Origin of the sequence: Microbacterium mangrovi, from assembly GCF_000802305.1 — a bacterium.
GTDB classification, from domain to species: Bacteria; Actinomycetota; Actinomycetes; order Actinomycetales; family Microbacteriaceae; genus Microbacterium; species Microbacterium mangrovi.
In genome coordinates, this window is sequence record NZ_JTDK01000003.1 from 1 (window position 1) to 15608 (window position 15608).

Genomic DNA, 15608 nt, shown 5'->3' on the forward strand with positions numbered 1-15608 from the left:
CGACCCGCACCCGGAAACAACGCCTCTTCTTCTTGAAGTGCCAACTTCCGCCCCTTGATCCCACCGAAGTTGGCACTCCAACGCGGCTGGGCCCGGTTGGATCGGATCAGATGCCGGCAGACCGGCATCCTGACCCCGACCCGGAGGAGCACCCCATGGCCGGCTGGCGACTGCGCGAATTCCACAACGACGACCTCGACGGCATCCTGCACCTGTGGGAGGAGCTGCGCCGGGCGCAGGTCGAGCCGGTCTACGACCTCAGCGAGGTGATCGCCTCGTGCCAGAAGGACCACGCGATCGTCGCGGTGCACGGCGACGAAGTGATCGGCGCCGTGGTCGGGCGCGCCGCGCACGACCAGGGCTGGATCGTGTTCCTCGCGACCGCGGAGCCGTGGCGGCGTCAGGGGATCGGCACCGCCCTCCTGGCTGCGCTCGAGAAGAAGATGGCGCCGATCGGTCTCGTGAAGCTGTCGGTGCTGATGCCGGATGTCGACACCCGCGTGCAGGCGTTCGCGCACCAGGGCTTCGAGCTGAAGCAGCAGCTGCGGTACTTCGAGCGGCGCATCCCGGTGCAGCGCACGGAGCTGAGCTCCTTCGCGGAACTCGGCGCGCGCCTCCTGCCCCGTGACCTGTGGGAGAAGGTCGCCGGGATGCGGCGGGAGAAGGAGATCCTCGAGCAGCGCCTCGTGCTGCCGCTGGCCGAACCCGACCTCGCCGACCGGTTCGGGGTGATGCCGCCGCGCGCGGTGGTGCTGTTCGGTCCGCCCGGGACCGGCAAGACCACGTTCGCGCGGGCCATCGCGTCGCGGCTGGAGTGGTCGTTCGTGGAGGTGTTCCCGTCGCGCCTGGCCGCCGACCCGAAGGGCCTCGCGGGCGCGCTGCGCGAGACGTTCACGAAGATCGCCGAGCTCGAGCACGCGGTCGTCTTCATCGACGAGGTCGAGGAGATCGCCGCGCAGCGGTCGGGCGAACCGCCGTCGCCGCTGCAGGGCGTCACGAACGAGCTGCTGAAGATCATCCCCGCGTTCCGCGAGCAGCCCGGGCGGTTGCTGGTGTGTGCGACGAACTTCATCCGGGCCCTGGACAGCGCGTTCCTGCGCCACGGGCGGTTCGACTACGTCATCCCGATCGGCCTGCCCGACAAGGAGGCGCGCGGCGCGATCTGGCAGCGCTACATCCCCGAACAGGTCGCGGACCGCGTCGACCTGCCGCTGCTGGTCGAGCGGACGGCCGGGTTCTCGCCGGCCGACATCGAGTTCGCGGCGCGCAGCGCCTCCCAGCGCGCCTTCGAGGCGGCGGTGGAGCGCGGGGCGGACCCGTCCGGTGAGGATGCCCCGGGCGCCGAGCCGCAGGGCCCGTCGACCCAGGACTACCTCGACGCGATCGCCGGCACCCGCACGACGGTGTCACCGGAGGTCAGCGCCGCCTTCCTCGAGGACATCGAGCAGGTCGCCCGCACCTGACCGCCGCCTCGGCCTCGGCCTCGGCCTCGCCCTCGGCCTCGGCACCGGCCGCGGCTCCGCCGCGTCGCGTCGCCGCCGCCCTTGGTGTTCGACTGTCCTGGATTGCGCTGAGACGTGTAATCCGGGACAGCGGAGCGCGCCTTGGTGCGCGGCGGCGAGGGTTCGACTGTCCTGGATTGCGCTGGGACGTGTAATCCAGGACAGCGGAACGCGCCTTGGTGCGCGGGCGCGAACGCATCGACGCGCCTGAAAGAATCGGGGTATGACGACGCTGATCGACGGAACGTACAACTCGCGCGACGTGGCGGGCATCGCCCTGGCATCCGGCGGCGCCGTCGCACCCGGCGTGCTGTACCGCTCCGACGCGCTGATGTCGGTCACGGATGCCGGCGAGGCGACGATCGCGGCGAGCCCGATCGGCACGGTCGTCGACTTCCGCTCCGAGACCGAGGTCGCCGCGGCACCCGACCGGTTGCCGGCGGGCATCAGCCGGGTCGCGTTTCCGATGCTCGACGGGGCAGTGCGGCAGAGCGAAGGCGAGTACGAGGTGCCGCAGGTGCCGCAGCTGACCGATGTCTACGCGCATCTCCTCGACCAGCACGGAGCCGACTTCGCCGCCGTCGCCCGGCTCGTCGCGCAGCCCGCCGATCCGGCGCGCCCGGCCGTTCTCGTGCACTGCACCGCCGGCAAGGACCGCACCGGGGTCGCGGTCGCGCTCCTGCTGGATGCCGCCGGGGCATCCCGCGACGCGATCATCGACGACTACCTCCGCACCGAGCAGAACCTGTCGGGGGAGTGGGCCGAATCCATGCGCGCGCGCATCGTGGCCGCCGGGATCTCCGTCGGGCCCGAGATCGAGGAGTTGCTCGCCCGCACGCCGCGGCCCGCCCTGGAGTCGGTGTTCGCCCGCCTCGACGCCGACGGCGGCACGGCTGAATACCTCCTGCGACACGGCCTGTCGGCAGCCGATCTCGCGGCCCTCCGCGCACGCCTGCGGGGCGCGTGACGCTGCCGGCGCGGGCGCGACACGCCCGAGGTTGCCGGTTGCTGATCTAACACGTACACTGGATGTTTGGTGCCTTGCGCCTTCATCGGCGTGTCGCCGCACCATCATCCCATCCACCGCAGACCGGCCGGTCTGCCAGGCGTTAGCGAGGCTATGGCCAAGAAAGACGGTGTCATCGAGATCGAGGGCACGGTGTCCGAGGCGCTGCCGAACGCGATGTTCCGCGTCGAGCTCAGCAACGGACACAAAGTGCTCGCCACCATCTCGGGCAAGATGCGGCAGAACTACATCCGCATCATCCCGGAAGACCGCGTCGTCGTGGAGCTCAGCCCCTACGACCTCACCCGTGGTCGCATCGTCTACCGCTACCGCTAGACCGGTCGAGAAGTAACACCCCGGGCATTCGTGTGCCCGCACGGTGAAGACAGCGAAAAGGAAATACCGACATGAAGGTCAACCCCTCGGTCAAGCCCATCTGCGATCACTGCAAGGTGATCCGCCGCCACGGGCGCGTCATGGTCATCTGCAAGTCCAACCCGCGCCACAAGCAGCGCCAGGGTTGAGACGGGGCGGATCAATGCGAGCGAAGCCCGCGTTGATGCGCCGCATCTCAAGGTCGAGCGAGCGAAGCGAGTCGAACCCTCGGCTCCCCGGCTCGCGAAACCCGGATCGCAGAACACACAACTGAATATCGCGAGCTCAGTGCGTTTCGTCTCGCTTCGCTCGCTCAACGACCGGTGACGGTCGACATCCAAATACGCAGGATCAGAACCCGCAAGGGGGACACCTCGGGGCGGAGGCCCGGGCACCGATCCTGCTTCACACCTCCACGACACTCCTAGGAGAGCCGCATGGCACGTCTCGCCGGCGTCGACATCCCGCGCGATAAGCGCGTGGTGATCGCCCTGACTTACATCTACGGCATCGGCCGTACCCGCTCGAACGAGATCCTCGCTGCGACCGAGATCGACGAGAGCATCCGCGTGAAGGACCTCACCGACGACCAGCTGGTCGCCCTTCGCGACTACATCGAGGGCAACTACAAGGTGGAGGGTGACCTGCGCCGCGAGGTGACCGCCGACATCCGCCGCAAGGTCGAGATCGGCTCCTACGAGGGCCTGCGCCACCGCCGCGGCCTGCCCGTGCGGGGTCAGCGCACCAAGACCAACGCGCGTACGCGCAAGGGTCCCAAGCGCACCGTCGCCGGCAAGAAGAAGGCGCGCTAAGGCGCACCCCCAAGGGTTTTAGGAGAAAGCACACATGGCACAGGCCAAGTCCGCCGCGCGCAAGCCGCGCCGCAAGGAGAAGAAGAACATCGCCGTGGGTCACGCCCACATCAAGTCGACGTTCAACAACACGATCGTCTCGATCACCGACCCGTCCGGCGCCGTCATCAGCTGGGCCTCCTCGGGTGGCGTGGGCTTCAAGGGCTCGCGCAAGTCGACCCCGTACGCGGCCGGCATGGCCGCCGAGTCGGCCGCCCGCCAGGCCGCCGAGCACGGTGTCAAGAAGGTCGACGTCTTCGTGAAGGGTCCGGGTTCGGGCCGCGAGACCGCGATCCGCTCGCTGACCGCCGCCGGTCTCGAGGTCGGTTCGATCCAGGACGTCACGCCGCAGGCACACAACGGCTGCCGTCCGCCGAAGCGCCGCCGCGTCTGAGATTCCCGGGGCCGGGATGCCGCTCGTCGGCATCCCGGCATCCGTGCGCATCACGGGTGCCCCGGCATCCGTCTCACAACTCAAAACTCATCCACCGCACGTGTCATATAGCGGGCACGTGACTGAAAGGAACACAGAGTGCTCATTGCACAGCGTCCCACGCTGACCGAGGAGAAGATCGGCGAGTTCCGCAGCCGTTTCGTCATCGAGCCGCTGGAGCCCGGCTTCGGCTACACGATCGGCAACGCCCTGCGTCGCAGCCTGCTCTCCTCGATCCCGGGTGCCGCCGTCACCAGCATCCGCATCGACGGCGTCCTCCACGAGTTCAGCACGATCCCCGGTGTCAAGGAGGATGTCACCGAGATCATCCTGAACATCAAGCAGCTGGTCGTCTCCAGCGAGCGCGACGAGCCCATCACGGCGTACCTGCGCAAGACCGGCGCCGGTGAGGTCACCGCCGCCGACATCTCCGCTCCGGCGGGTGTCGAGGTGCACAACCCCGAGCTGGTCATCGCGACCCTGAACGACACCGCGAAGTTCGAGCTCGAGCTGACCATCGAGCGCGGCCGCGGTTACGTGTCGGCCGTGCAGAACCGCAACGAGTACGCCGAGGCCGGCCAGATCCCGGTCGACTCGATCTACTCGCCGGTGCTCAAGGTCAGCTACCGCGTCGACGCGACCCGTGCCGGTGAGCGCACCGACTTCGACAAGCTCGTGCTGGATGTCGAGACCAAGCCGTCGATCGCCCCGCGCGACGCCGTCGCTTCGGCCGGCCGCACCCTGACCGAGCTGTTCGGCCTCGCCCGCGAACTGAACGTCGAGGCCGAGGGCATCGAGATCGGCCCGGCGCCGGTCGAGACCGTGCTGTCGAGCGAACTGTCGATGCCGATCGAGGACCTCGATCTGTCGGTGCGTTCGTACAACTGCCTCAAGCGCGAGGGCATCAACACCGTCGCCGAGCTCGTTGCGCTCTCCGAGACGCAGCTGATGAACATCCGCAACTTCGGTCAGAAGTCGGTCGACGAGGTGCGCGACAAGCTCATCTCGCTCGGTCTGTCGCTCAAGGATTCGGTGCCCGGCTTCGACGGCGCCCACTTCTACGGCGGCTACGACGACGACGAGACCGTCTGACCTTCTTTTCACACTGGAGTAACTGAGAATGCCCAAGCCCACCAAGGGTCCCCGTCTCGGCGGCGGCCCGGCACACGAGCGTCTGCTGCTGGCGAACCTGGCCGCGTCGCTGTTCACCCACAAGTCGATCAAGACGACCGAGGCCAAGGCCAAGCGCCTGCGCCCGCTCGCCGAGCGTCTGATCACCTTCGCGAAGCGCGGCGACCTGCACTCGCGTCGTCGCGTGCTGTCGGTCATCGGTGACAAGGAAGTCGTGCACATCCTGTTCACCGAGATCGCACCGCTCGTCGCCGACCGCCAGGGCGGCTACACGCGCATCGTCAAGGTCGGCAACCGCAAGGGCGACAACGCCCCGATGGCCGTGATCGAGCTCGTGCTCGAGCCGGTCCAGCCGAAGTCGAAGGCGACCAAGAAGGCCGCTGCCGCGGTCGTCGAGGCCGTCGAGGCCGAGGTCGTCGCGGAGACGGCCGATGAGGTCGCCGACGAGGCCGCCGTCGAGGCTGCCGAGGCTGCTGTGGTCGCTGCGGAGGCCGTCGAGGCCGCCGAGGAGGCTGCTGCGGAGGCCGAGGTCGCCGCTGAGGTCGCCGAGGCTGCCGACGAGGTCGCGGCTGACGCCGAGGCCGAGGCCGAGACCGCTGTGGCGGACGCCGACAAGGCCTGAGAGCCCGAACGCACGCGAGGCCCGCATCCCTTTCCGGGATGCGGGCCTCGCTGCGTCCGGCGGGGTCTCGGACCCCGGCATCCGGCCCGTAGGCTGGAACGATGCGGATCCGCCTCGACATCGCCTACGACGGCACGCTGCTGCGGGGCTGGGCGCGCCAGCCCGGGCTCCGCACCGTGCAGGGCGAGCTCGAGACGGCGCTGCAGCGCGTGCTCGGGGGCGACCCGCGTCTGGTGGTCGCCGGGCGGACGGATGCCGGGGTGCATGCGACCGGTCAGGTCGCCCACCTCGACCTCGACGAGACCCAGGCGGCGCGGCTGTTGGGCACCACGCGCCGCACGGCGGTGGCGGACCCCGTCGGACAGCTCGCCCGCCGTCTGCGCGGCGCCCTCGGCGGCGAGTCGGATGTCACCGTCATCCGCTCCTCGACGGCGCCCGCCGGTTTCGACGCGCGCTTCTCGGCGGTGTGGCGGCGGTACGAGTACCGCGTGGCCGACGAGGTGGCCGGCTACGACCCGCTGCAGCGGCACCGCACGACGACGGTGCCCGCGGTGCTCGACGTGGAGCGGATGGATGCCGCCGCGCGATCCCTCACCGGCCTGCACGACTTCGCCGCCTACTGCAAGCCCCGCGACGAGGCGACGACGATCCGCACGCTCCTCGAGTTCGACTGGCAGCGCGACCGCGATCGGGTGCTGGTCGCGCACATCCGCGCCGACGCGTTCTGCCACTCGATGGTGCGCGCGCTCGTGGGCGCGTGCGTCGCCGTCGGGCAGGGCCGGCTCGAGGTCGAGGATGCCGCGCGACTGCGCGACGAGGGGCAGCGCACGAGCGCGTTCAAGGTGCTCGCGGCGCGGGGGCTCACCCTCACCGAGGTCGGGTATCCGGCCGATGAGCTGCTGGCATCCCGCGCCGAGCAGACGCGCGCCCGACGCACACCGGCCTAGGCTGCACGGTTTGCGCGACGCCCGCCGGCATGAACCGCAAGCATAGGTCGTCGCCGTAGGCTGGCCGCGGGAGGCGATTCATTCATGAAGGTGATCTCGTACAACCTCAACAAGCACAAGGCGGCGGGCGAACTGCGCGCCCTGGTCGACGGCCACGACGTGGACGTCCTCTGCCTGCAGGAGGTCGACACCAGCGCGATCCCGGCCGAGGTGGGTGGGCTCCGGCTGGCGGATGCCACCCAGCGCAACCGGCTCGGCCTGGCGGTGTACTACCGGGAGTCCATGTACCGGCCGCTCGAGATCCACGCGATGAGTCTGAAGAAGTCGCTGCACGACCGCGTGCTCAAGCCCGCCGAGGAGCGGATGCTGGGGGTGCGCCTGCTCGACATCGACTCCGGCAGCGAGCTGATCGTGGCCTCCTTCCATGCGGCGCCGCTCACCGCGCTGAACCGCCTGCGGCGGCACCAGATCCGCACTGCCCTGACCGAGCTGCAGACCCTCGGCGAGGGGCTGCCGCTGCTCATGGTGGGCGACTACAACTACCCCGTCTTCAAGGAGAACCTGGGCCAGAAGGTGCGCGAACACGGATACCGCCTGACGCTCAGCGATCAGCGCACGTACACGCGGTACCGGTTCTTCCGCGGTCACTACGACTTCGCGACGTCCGTGGGCTTCGACATCGACCGCATCAAGACCCTGCCGCAGGGCCGCAGCGACCACCTGCCGATCCTCGTGCACGCCGAGGTCGTGGAATCGGCCCGGCGCGTCGCGTAGTAGTCTTGAGCCATGTTCATCGTCTGCCTCCTGCTCTTCGTGGCCGGTATCGCGTGCTTCGGTCTGGCCTTCTCCGTTCCGGGCCTGCAGGCGTTGATCTTCATCCTCGGCATCCTGCTCGTCGCCGTGGCCCTCGGCATCCCGATCCACTCGTCGCGCCGCAACAGCGCTTCGCGCTGACCCACTCGTCACGAACGCCGCATCCGATCCGGATGCGGCGTTCGTCGTGTCAGAGGCCGGACCAGCGGCCGATGGGCCAGATCACGGCCACCGCCTTGCCGACGATGTCGTCGCGATGCGCCCAGCGCCAGCATTCGGGCGGCGGGAAGCCGCTGCGGCACAGGTAGGCCGAGTCGGCGGAGTCGGACCGATGGTCGCCGAGCATGAGGTAGCTGTCTTTCGGCACGGTCACCGCGGCAAAGCAGCGGGAGGATGCGGGAGTGGTGGTGCAGTCGAGCGTGCCGGGCTGGAACGGGAAGTCCTGGAACACGTACGGCTCGTCGAGGGGATGCCCGTCGACGACCACCCGGCCGTCGGCGCTGCAGCACTTGACGGTCTGCCCGGGCGTGCCGATGATGCGCTTGACGAGCGTGTGGCTGCCGGAGGGACCGAAACCGGTCACCTCGCCGACCCAGCGCAGGGCCGCCTTGATCGGATTCACCGCGGTCGCGGGGCCGGTGTCCCAGGTGGAGTCGGCGTCGAACACGATCACGTCGCCGTCGCCGGGAGGCGCGGCGACGTACGCGAGCCGGTTCACGAGGATGCGGTCGCCCGGCTGCAGCGTGTTCTGCATCGACGCGGACGGCACGACGTAGGGCTTCGCGACGAAGCTCAGGATGAGTCCGAACACCACGAACGCCAGCAGCAGCTGGAACCAGGCGCTTCCCGTCACGCGTCGCCAGCGCGGGCGCGGGGGAGCCTCGGTGGCGCTCATCCGGCTGCTCCGGCCGGCGACTCCAGCGCCGCGCGCACGACGCGGACGACCTCGTCGAGCGCGGGCACGAGTTCGCGCGCCGACTCGTCGTATTCGGCGGGAGAGCGGCCGTAGGGGTCGAAGACGTCCTCGTCGCCCGGGGCGGCGACGACGCTGCCGCGCTGCGCGGCGATGCCCGCCACGGCGGCGGCCAGGCGCGCGCGGGCCGACTGGGTGGCATCCACCGGCGGCAGATCGGCGGGTGCGGCCGCTAGCGCGGCGAACTCCCGCACGGTGAAGACGCGGCGAAGCGCGGACGGCGCTCGCCCGATCACGTCGGTGCGGTGGTCGGTCGTCATCGTCAGCGTCAGATCTGCGCGCGTCACCATGTCGTCGGTGAGAGCCCGGGCGCGGTGGGCGGCGGCATGCGCCGGGTCGATGCCGTGCTCCCGGGCGACCCGCTGCGACTCGCGTGCCATGCCGCGGCCGACGAGCGCGCCGGTGCCGGCGCTGTGCACGCGCACCCCGAGGGGCGCGAGGCGTTCGCGCAGCAGCAGTTCGGCCAGCGGCGACCGGCAGATGTTGCCCGTGCACACGACGAGGATGGTGGGGGTGGGATCGGCCTCGTCACCGACGGTCGCGGCCGAGGTGCCCGCGAACAGCGACGCGAGCGACGGTGCGGATGCCGGCGGCGTCACCGGAGTGCGCCTGCGCAGTTCGCGCCGCAGCGTCGGCTTCTGGTCACCTGTCCCCATGATCCCAATCTATGCGGTCGGCCTTCGCGGCGACGTTCAGGTCGGTCGTGGCACGCTCCTCCCTGAGCGGATTCGGAGAATCGCCCCGATTTCGGATGCTTCGGGCGGCGGCATCCGAATTTCGACGGATTCTCCGAAAAGCGGACGGGCCGATGGAGCGGGAAGCGCGTGGCGATCCCACACCGGGGCACCTGGCATCCTTGTTGTGTGGCACGGGTGCTGATCATCGACAACTTCGACTCGTTCACGAACAACATCGCCGACCTCGTCGCGGGAGTCACCGGCATCCCGCCGCTCGTCGTCGACAACCGGATGCCGTTCGACGAGCTGCCGTGGGCCGAGGTGGATGCCGTCGTGCTCGGGCCCGGGCCAGGGCATCCGGCGAATCCCGCGGACTTCGGCGTGTGCCGCGAGGTCATCGAGCGTGCACCGTGCCCGATCCTGGGCGTGTGCCTCGGCCACCAGGGCATCGCGGATGTCTTCGGGGGCGTCGTTGAGCGCGCACCGAGTCCCGCGCACGGGCTCGTGCACGAGATCGAGCACGACGGCACCGGGCTGTTCGCGGGCCTGCCGAGCCCGTTCCCCGTGGTGCGGTACCACTCGCTCGCGGTCACCGAGGTTCCGGACGCGCTGCGCGTCACCGCGCGCACGGCCGACGGCGTCGTCATGGCGCTCGAACATCGCCGCCTGCCGATCTGGGGCGTGCAGTTCCACCCGGAGTCCATCGCCGGCCGCCACGGCGACGACCTGCTGCGCCGGTTCGTCGCGCTCGCCGATGCGTACAACCACACCCGGCATGCCGCCGTCGCCCAGGCCTTCGCCGCCGTGGGCGGGACGCTCGCCGGCACGCCCCGGGTGAAGGAGGTGCCCTGGCCCGGTGATGCGGCATCCCTCTATGCCGGGCTCGTCGGCGACGCGGACGGATTCTGGCTGGACAGCTCGCAGCCCGAGCATCCGGATGCCGACGTCTCGGTGCTCGGCCGGGCGACCGTGACCCTCACCTACCGCATCGCCGATCGCATCCTGACGCTGCGCGGGCCCGCGGGGGAGCGGCACGTCACGGGCGACGCGTTCACGCTGCTCGGGGAGCTGCTCGACGCCTTCGATCATCCCGGGGCCGGCCCGTTCACCGCGGGCCTGGCCGGCTACCTCGGCTACGAGCTGAAGGCCCTGTGCGGCGGGGACGAGACGCACCGGAGCAGGATGCCGGATGCCGCCTGGATCTGGCCGGCCGAGTTCGTCGTGCTCGACCACGGCACCCGCCGCGCGTTCCGCCACACCCTGGCTCCGGCCCCGGCCACGCCGGCACCCTCCCCGGGGGCCTCCCCGGTCCCGCCGCGCGCGAAGCAGGACGAAGCGACCCGCCCCTACACCCCGGGCCCCGTGCCGGAGCACCTCCTCGCCCTGCGCGACGCGCGCCCGGCGTACCTCGACAAGATCGCCCGGGCGCAGGAGCACATCGTCGACGGCGACTCGTACGAGATCTGCCTCACCAACACGGCCTCCGTGCCCGCACCGGCTGACGCGCTCGCCGCGTTCGTCGAGCTGCGTCGCGTCAGCCCGGTGCCATACGGAGCGTACCTGCGCATCACACCACCCGGAGGTCGGCCGATCGGCGTCCTCAGCGCATCGCCGGAGACGTTCCTGCGCGTGGACCGCGACGGGCGCGTGACGACCCGGCCGATCAAGGGCACGCGCCCGCGGGGCGCCACGCCCATGGAGGATGCCGCGCTCCGGCGCGACCTGGCGGGGAGCGCCAAGGACCGCGCCGAGAACCTCATGATCGTCGATCTGTCCCGGCACGACCTCGGCGGGGTGTGCGAACCGGGCACGGTCGCCGTCCCCGAGCTGTTCGCGGTGCAGTCGTTCTCCTCGGTGCATCAGCTGGTGTCGACGATCACCGGGCGCCGCCGTGCCGGCATCCGCACCGTCGACGTGGTCCGGGCATGCTTTCCGCCGGGATCGATGACGGGAGCGCCGAAGCGGCGCACGATGGAGATCATTGACGACCTCGAAGGCGCCGCGCGCGGACCGTACGCGGGCGCGCTCGGGTGGCTGGATGCCTCGGGTGCCGCCGTGCTGAGCGTCGTCATCCGGACCCTCGTGATCGAGGGGGACGCGGCATCGTTCGGGATCGGCGGCGCGATCACGGCACTGTCCGACCCGGCCGACGAGTTCGTCGAGACCCTGGTGAAGGCGAGCGTGCCGTTCCACGCGGCCGGGCGGTGAGGGCCGGCCGCCGGACCTCATCCCCTAGGCTGACGCTGGGGGGATTCATGGGGAAAGACCACCAAGCCGCACGGGACATGGGGACCCGGGTGCGGCAGCTGCATGCCGAAGGAGACTCCGAGGCACTGGTCGAGCTGATCGATCGCGAGATCCTCGACGTCTGGTACGGCATCCCGCCGGACGAGCTGCGACGGATCCTCGTCTCGATCCCGCCGACCATGCTCGCGCGGCATCCTCAGGTCTTCCTGCTCGGCAGCGTGTTCATGACGCCGGGAGACCGTTCGGCTTTCGCGGGTGCGGGCTCGTCGTTCGAGGGACACCCGCGGATGCAGCGCTGGATGCTGCTCGCCGAGGCGCTCCGGGCGCGGCTGGACGGTGACGCGGTCGCCGCGTACATCGTCCTTCGCGGGGCACCCGAGGTCGTCGGCTCGATCACGCAGCTGATCGATCCGACCGGGGGATTCCAGTCGTTCTTCCTCGCGCAGGCGGCGGCGACGGCCGCGCTCGCCGGCGAGTTCGCGGATGCGCTGGCGCTGAACGAGCGCCTCCTTCTCATCGCGCCGCGACCGGGACACGAATTCCTCACCCGTCGGGCGCACGTGCGCTCGGCGCTGCTGCACGGCCTGTTCGGCGACCGCGCGGCGGCGCGCATCCATCGCCGTCGCGCGACCGAGACCCCGCGCACGTGCAGCTGGATCGAGCCGCAGATCGATCTCGAGGTCCGACTCGTCGATGCTCTGCTCCGCATCGACGACGACGCGGATGCCGCGGCCGAGCAGGCCCTGCAGCTGACGTACGAGCCCATGGGCGAATTCTGGCCGTTCTTCGTCATGGTCGCGGAACGGGCGGCGATCACCGCCGGCCGCCTCGAGGACGGGCGTGCGCGTCTGGGGGCGCTTCGTGCGACCGGCCTCGCGTCGGCGGGGGTGTCCGGGGTGGCGGCGAGTGTGTTCGGGCAGGAGCTCGGGCTCGACGCGGTGCTGCGCGGCAACGTCGTGCAGGCGCGCGAAGAGCTCGCCGCGGCCGACCCCGACCACTGGCGCACCCATTTCGTGGAGGCGCTGGTGGCCCTGCTGGCGTCGAACCCCCGGCGCGCGATGCGCGAGGTCGCCGCGGCCGAGCCGCAGACCCGCGGCCTGCGTCAGGCCGAATACCGAAGGCTCGCAGTGCTCGCGCTGGCGCATTTCGCCGAGGGGGAAGAGGCGGGATCCACCGCGGTGATCACGCGGATCGCGCAGCAGCTCGGCCCCTTCGACCACGCGTTCCTGACCATGCTCTCGCCGGGCCTCATGTCCCAGGTCGAGGCGACCGCACCGGGCGTCCGGCGTGACCCGCGGTGGGTGCATGACGCGCTCGGGGTGCTCGGGCGTCCGCGTCTGAGTGCGAGTGAGCTGAAGGTGCTGGCCGGTCTCGGCCGCGGGCTGTCGCGCGAGGAGATCGCCGACTCGCTGTTCATCTCGGCGAACACGGTCAAGTCGCAGCTCGCGTCGCTCTACCGGAAGCTCGGCGTGAGTTCGGCAGGTGCCGCCGTGCGAGAGGCCACGCACCTCGACCTGCTCTGAGAGCAGCCATTCATCCGAATACATACGGGTGATCCGCAGGGTGAAAATCCTCTCACGGTCTGCTATTTCTGCACGGAAGGTGTTGAATTGAGTGACACGGCGGTTGCCCGAACCGCCGCGCACCACACCGCGCTTCCCTGGCGCGGCTTTCACGTGCACCCGGACGACCCGAAGTCAAGGTGCGCGCGTATCCCTGAGGAGGTTACGCGGTGCCCAAGAAGAAGCGGGCGGATGTTCCAGCCATCCGCTCGCAGTTCGACCCGTCGTCGAACGACGCCGTGGATCCCGACCACGACCCGTTCGATCCCCGACTCCGCCCCGTGCGGCGAGGCCCCGCGTGGGAACTCGCCGTGATCGAGGCCGCCGTAGAGGAGATGGATCGGGAGGACGCCGACCACCGGCGGCCCTCGAACTGACCCTCTGTCCGGGTTCACCCGGCCGCGCCGATTAGACTGACGGCAAGGCTGAGGGGAGCTGTTCGCCCCCTCGAGGGGGGGCTCGAGATGCCGGAGAACTACTGGGGGATTCCGCCCGACGTCGCGTGGACGGGGGATGCCGACCGCGTCGTCGTGCTGCGGTTGTCCGGCGACGGAGAGACACCGCAGGCGATGGAGGGTCCCGCCGCGGCCATCTGGCGGGTGATCGCGCGCGGTCCCGTGACGGTCGGCGAGATCGCCGACCGACTCGCCGAGGAGTACGAGGCCGAGCCCGATTCGCTTCGGGCGGACGTCTCGTCATTCGTCGCACAGCTCGCCCAGCGGTACTTTGTCGCGCCCACCGAGCGAATCGCGGGATGACTGGGGCCGAGCCTCGCGCGGGCGTGGAAGGGCGGTCGCGGAACGGGCCGGGTCGCGGAGCCTCCGACCCGCGTCTCTGGCTGGTCGCGTACGCCGTCGCCCTCATCCTTGTCGCCTTCTGGCCCTCTCATGTCGATCAGGGCATGGGCGTGTTCCTCCGGTCGGTGACGGATCTCGTCCCGGTGATGACTTATGCCCGAATCGAGTTCACTGCGAACGTCCTGCTGTTCTTGCCGCTGGGCGCACTGCTGGCACTGATACTGGAGCGGAGGTTCCTGATCTTGCCGATCGCGTTGATCGCGACAGTGGGAATCGAGTCGGTGCAGTCGCTGATGGGCGGTGCACGGACGGCGAGCATGCACGACGTCATCGCAAACGTGGTCGGCGCGTGCGTCGGACTGCTGCTCGTCGAGTGGATCGAGTGGAGCCGACGACGGCATCTGATCAATTCGCGACCCCGTTCGCGCACTATGCGTCACGAGTGAGCAACGGGCGCACGCTGTCTTCATACGATTGACGGGACGCGGGCAGGCCGCCGCGCGAGGGGGTATTCGTGACGAATGTCGCCTCCGGGGTGCCCAGATGGCCTGAACGCCCACGAGTGCTCCTCCTGCACGCGTACAGCCCGTCGAACGCCGGTGACGGACTCCTCGTGGATCTCACGCTCGAGATGGTCGACGAGTCGATCGGCGACGCCGACGTCGTGCTCGTCGCCAGTGATGCCGCCGCGTTCGCGGATCCCGCCGCTCCCTACCGCGCGGTCCAGTGGGCGCCTGTCAGCACGGTGCGATCATGGATGAATCGACGGGCCCTGATGCTCGCCACGATCCCGTTCGGACCGTCTGCGGAAGTGCGCCGACTGGCGTCTGAGGCTGATGTGATCCTCGCCGTGGGAGGCGCCTATCTGCGCGGCGGGTTCCTGACCGAGACGATCAAGACCTGGGGTGCGCACTACGGGCAGCTGAAGCTCGCGAGTCGGCACGGCCAGAAGGCGATCTACCTCCCGCAGAGCATCGGCCCGTTCGACGAGGCGGCCGGGAAGCGCATCCGCGAACGGCTCCAACGCGTGCGCCGCGTCTATGCCCGTGACGACAAGACCCGCGACGAGCTTGCCTCACTCCCGAACGTACGCCGCGTCCCCGATCTCGCGATTCTGGCGCTAGCATCTCGACCGCCGCAGCCGGGTGCCCCTGGCGAGCACAGGCCGCTGTTCGTCGCTCGTGACCTACCCCGTCCCCGCAACTATTACTCCCTCCTTCAAGAGATCGCCGACAGCGGCGCGTTCGATTGGGTATTGCAGTCCAGCGGGGGCGACAACGACGACCGGCAGATCATCGGCCGCTACGTCACGGGCCCCGTTCCATCGGTGGGCGACCTCCTTGCCGAGGCGACGCCGCGAGTCGTGGTGAGCACGCGCCTGCACGGGGCACTGAGCTCGCTCATGGCCGGCTACCCGGCAATCCACCTGAGCTACGAGCGCAAGGGGCTGAGTGCATTCCAAGACCTCGGCCTCGACGATTTCGTCCTCTCGGCACGCGACGCGAACCTGGCCGAGGTGACATCGCGGGTCGCGCAGATCACCGCCGACCCCGGGGCCTACTGGGCGCGCGTCACGTCGCGTCTCGCCTCCATCGCCGACATTCGGTCCGAGCTCCGGGACGATATCCGTGCGGTGGTGGCCGCGACACGTCAAGGCGTCGCCTGACGATGC

General features: G+C 70.0%; 19 protein-coding genes. 17 read left to right on the forward strand and 2 right to left on the reverse strand.

From position 1 onward, the window contains the following. The first annotated feature begins 155 nt into the window (after window positions 1-155). The 11 genes from LK09_RS03080 to LK09_RS21370 all read left to right on the forward strand — a co-directional run bounded on the left by LK09_RS03080 (window position 156) and on the right by LK09_RS21370 (window position 7821). The gene (locus LK09_RS03080) at window positions 156-1463 is read left to right on the forward strand and encodes an ATP-binding protein (RefSeq protein WP_039395871.1); all 1308 of its coding nucleotides are present in this window, start codon (window positions 156-158) and stop codon (window positions 1461-1463) included. Window positions 1464-1725: 262 nt separating this feature from the next. Next, window positions 1726-2469, forward strand: coding sequence for a tyrosine-protein phosphatase (locus LK09_RS03085; RefSeq protein WP_039395873.1), 744 nt, complete (start codon window positions 1726-1728; stop codon window positions 2467-2469). 153 nt (window positions 2470-2622) lie between these two features. Then, complete coding sequence (gene infA, locus LK09_RS03090; RefSeq protein ID WP_039395876.1) at window positions 2623-2844, forward strand: translation initiation factor IF-1; 222 nt, start codon at window positions 2623-2625, stop codon at window positions 2842-2844. Between the two features lie 71 nt (window positions 2845-2915). Then, window positions 2916-3032, forward strand: a complete 117-nt coding sequence (gene rpmJ, locus LK09_RS03095) for a 50S ribosomal protein L36 (RefSeq protein WP_005050492.1) — start codon at window positions 2916-2918, stop codon at window positions 3030-3032. Between the two features lie 288 nt (window positions 3033-3320). Continuing rightward, window positions 3321-3695 carry a 30S ribosomal protein S13 gene (rpsM, locus tag LK09_RS03100; protein ID WP_039395883.1) on the forward strand — a complete coding sequence of 125 codons (375 nt, stop codon included), beginning with the start codon at window positions 3321-3323 and terminating at the stop codon, window positions 3693-3695. Window positions 3696-3729: 34 nt separating this feature from the next. Further along, window positions 3730-4128 (forward strand): 30S ribosomal protein S11, encoded by a 399-nt coding sequence (gene rpsK / locus LK09_RS03105; RefSeq protein WP_039395885.1) that lies wholly within the window; start codon window positions 3730-3732, stop codon window positions 4126-4128. 138 nt (window positions 4129-4266) lie between these two features. Continuing rightward, window positions 4267-5259, forward strand: coding sequence for a DNA-directed RNA polymerase subunit alpha (locus LK09_RS03110; protein WP_039395887.1), 993 nt, complete (start codon window positions 4267-4269; stop codon window positions 5257-5259). 28 nt (window positions 5260-5287) lie between these two features. Beyond that, window positions 5288-5920, forward strand: coding sequence for a 50S ribosomal protein L17 (gene rplQ, locus LK09_RS03115; protein WP_039395889.1), 633 nt, complete (start codon window positions 5288-5290; stop codon window positions 5918-5920). 101 nt (window positions 5921-6021) lie between these two features. Beyond that, window positions 6022-6867: a tRNA pseudouridine(38-40) synthase TruA gene (truA, locus tag LK09_RS03120; RefSeq protein WP_039395890.1), complete on the forward strand. Its 846-nt coding sequence runs from the start codon at window positions 6022-6024 to the stop codon at window positions 6865-6867. Window positions 6868-6951: 84 nt separating this feature from the next. Beyond that, complete coding sequence (locus LK09_RS03125; protein ID WP_039395892.1) at window positions 6952-7641, forward strand: endonuclease/exonuclease/phosphatase family protein; 690 nt, start codon at window positions 6952-6954, stop codon at window positions 7639-7641. A gap of 12 nt (window positions 7642-7653) precedes the next feature. Next, window positions 7654-7821, forward strand: coding sequence for a hypothetical protein (locus LK09_RS21370; RefSeq protein ID WP_156138635.1), 168 nt, complete (start codon window positions 7654-7656; stop codon window positions 7819-7821). A gap of 49 nt (window positions 7822-7870) precedes the next feature. On the opposite strand, the gene lepB is transcribed toward LK09_RS21370, so the two are convergent. Continuing rightward, the gene (gene lepB, locus LK09_RS03130; RefSeq protein WP_039395894.1) at window positions 7871-8575 is read right to left on the reverse strand and encodes a signal peptidase I; all 705 of its coding nucleotides are present in this window, start codon (window positions 8573-8575) and stop codon (window positions 7871-7873) included. Then, a complete protein-coding gene (locus tag LK09_RS03135) occupies window positions 8572-9309 on the reverse strand; it encodes an arsenate reductase/protein-tyrosine-phosphatase family protein (protein ID WP_082008020.1) in 738 nt (245 codons plus the stop codon). The genes lepB and LK09_RS03135 overlap by 4 nt, the downstream gene beginning before the upstream one ends. A gap of 207 nt (window positions 9310-9516) precedes the next feature. Here LK09_RS03135 and LK09_RS03140 point away from each other — a divergent pair, with 207 nt between their 5' ends. From LK09_RS03140 to LK09_RS03165, 6 genes are all read left to right on the forward strand, one after another. Then, window positions 9517-11538, forward strand: coding sequence for a chorismate-binding protein (locus tag LK09_RS03140; RefSeq protein ID WP_039395896.1), 2022 nt, complete (start codon window positions 9517-9519; stop codon window positions 11536-11538). 77 nt (window positions 11539-11615) lie between these two features. After that, on the forward strand, window positions 11616-13100 hold the full coding sequence (locus LK09_RS03145) for a helix-turn-helix transcriptional regulator (protein WP_039395898.1): 1485 nt from the start codon (window positions 11616-11618) through the stop codon (window positions 13098-13100). 209 nt (window positions 13101-13309) lie between these two features. Next, window positions 13310-13516 carry a hypothetical protein gene (locus LK09_RS03150; RefSeq protein WP_039395900.1) on the forward strand — a complete coding sequence of 69 codons (207 nt, stop codon included), beginning with the start codon at window positions 13310-13312 and terminating at the stop codon, window positions 13514-13516. 87 nt (window positions 13517-13603) lie between these two features. Beyond that, the gene (locus tag LK09_RS03155; protein WP_039395901.1) at window positions 13604-13897 is read left to right on the forward strand and encodes a PqqD family protein; all 294 of its coding nucleotides are present in this window, start codon (window positions 13604-13606) and stop codon (window positions 13895-13897) included. Beyond that, window positions 13894-14382 carry a VanZ family protein gene (locus LK09_RS03160; protein WP_082008021.1) on the forward strand — a complete coding sequence of 163 codons (489 nt, stop codon included), beginning with the start codon at window positions 13894-13896 and terminating at the stop codon, window positions 14380-14382. The genes LK09_RS03155 and LK09_RS03160 overlap by 4 nt, the downstream gene beginning before the upstream one ends. A 116-nt stretch (window positions 14383-14498) precedes the next feature. Next, window positions 14499-15602: a polysaccharide pyruvyl transferase family protein gene (locus LK09_RS03165; protein WP_052226361.1), complete on the forward strand. Its 1104-nt coding sequence runs from the start codon at window positions 14499-14501 to the stop codon at window positions 15600-15602. The last annotated feature ends 6 nt before the right edge of the window (window positions 15603-15608 follow it).

Coding starts and splice junctions, on each gene's coding strand:
- LK09_RS03080 (WP_039395871.1), top strand. CDS start 156: ATGGCCGGCTGGCGACTGCGCGAATTCCACAACGACGACCTCGACGGC.
- LK09_RS03085 (WP_039395873.1), top strand. CDS start 1,726: ATGACGACGCTGATCGACGGAACGTACAACTCGCGCGACGTGGCGGGC.
- infA (WP_039395876.1), top strand. CDS start 2,623: ATGGCCAAGAAAGACGGTGTCATCGAGATCGAGGGCACGGTGTCCGAG.
- rpmJ (WP_005050492.1), top strand. CDS start 2,916: ATGAAGGTCAACCCCTCGGTCAAGCCCATCTGCGATCACTGCAAGGTG.
- rpsM (WP_039395883.1), top strand. CDS start 3,321: ATGGCACGTCTCGCCGGCGTCGACATCCCGCGCGATAAGCGCGTGGTG.
- rpsK (WP_039395885.1), top strand. CDS start 3,730: ATGGCACAGGCCAAGTCCGCCGCGCGCAAGCCGCGCCGCAAGGAGAAG.
- rplQ (WP_039395889.1), top strand. CDS start 5,288: ATGCCCAAGCCCACCAAGGGTCCCCGTCTCGGCGGCGGCCCGGCACAC.
- truA (WP_039395890.1), top strand. CDS start 6,022: ATGCGGATCCGCCTCGACATCGCCTACGACGGCACGCTGCTGCGGGGC.
- LK09_RS03125 (WP_039395892.1), top strand. CDS start 6,952: ATGAAGGTGATCTCGTACAACCTCAACAAGCACAAGGCGGCGGGCGAA.
- LK09_RS21370 (WP_156138635.1), top strand. CDS start 7,654: ATGTTCATCGTCTGCCTCCTGCTCTTCGTGGCCGGTATCGCGTGCTTC.
- lepB (WP_039395894.1), bottom strand. CDS start 8,575: ATGAGCGCCACCGAGGCTCCCCCGCGCCCGCGCTGGCGACGCGTGACG.
- LK09_RS03135 (WP_082008020.1), bottom strand. CDS start 9,309: ATGGGGACAGGTGACCAGAAGCCGACGCTGCGGCGCGAACTGCGCAGG.
- LK09_RS03145 (WP_039395898.1), top strand. CDS start 11,616: ATGGGGACCCGGGTGCGGCAGCTGCATGCCGAAGGAGACTCCGAGGCA.
- LK09_RS03155 (WP_039395901.1), top strand. CDS start 13,604: ATGCCGGAGAACTACTGGGGGATTCCGCCCGACGTCGCGTGGACGGGG.
- LK09_RS03160 (WP_082008021.1), top strand. CDS start 13,894: ATGACTGGGGCCGAGCCTCGCGCGGGCGTGGAAGGGCGGTCGCGGAAC.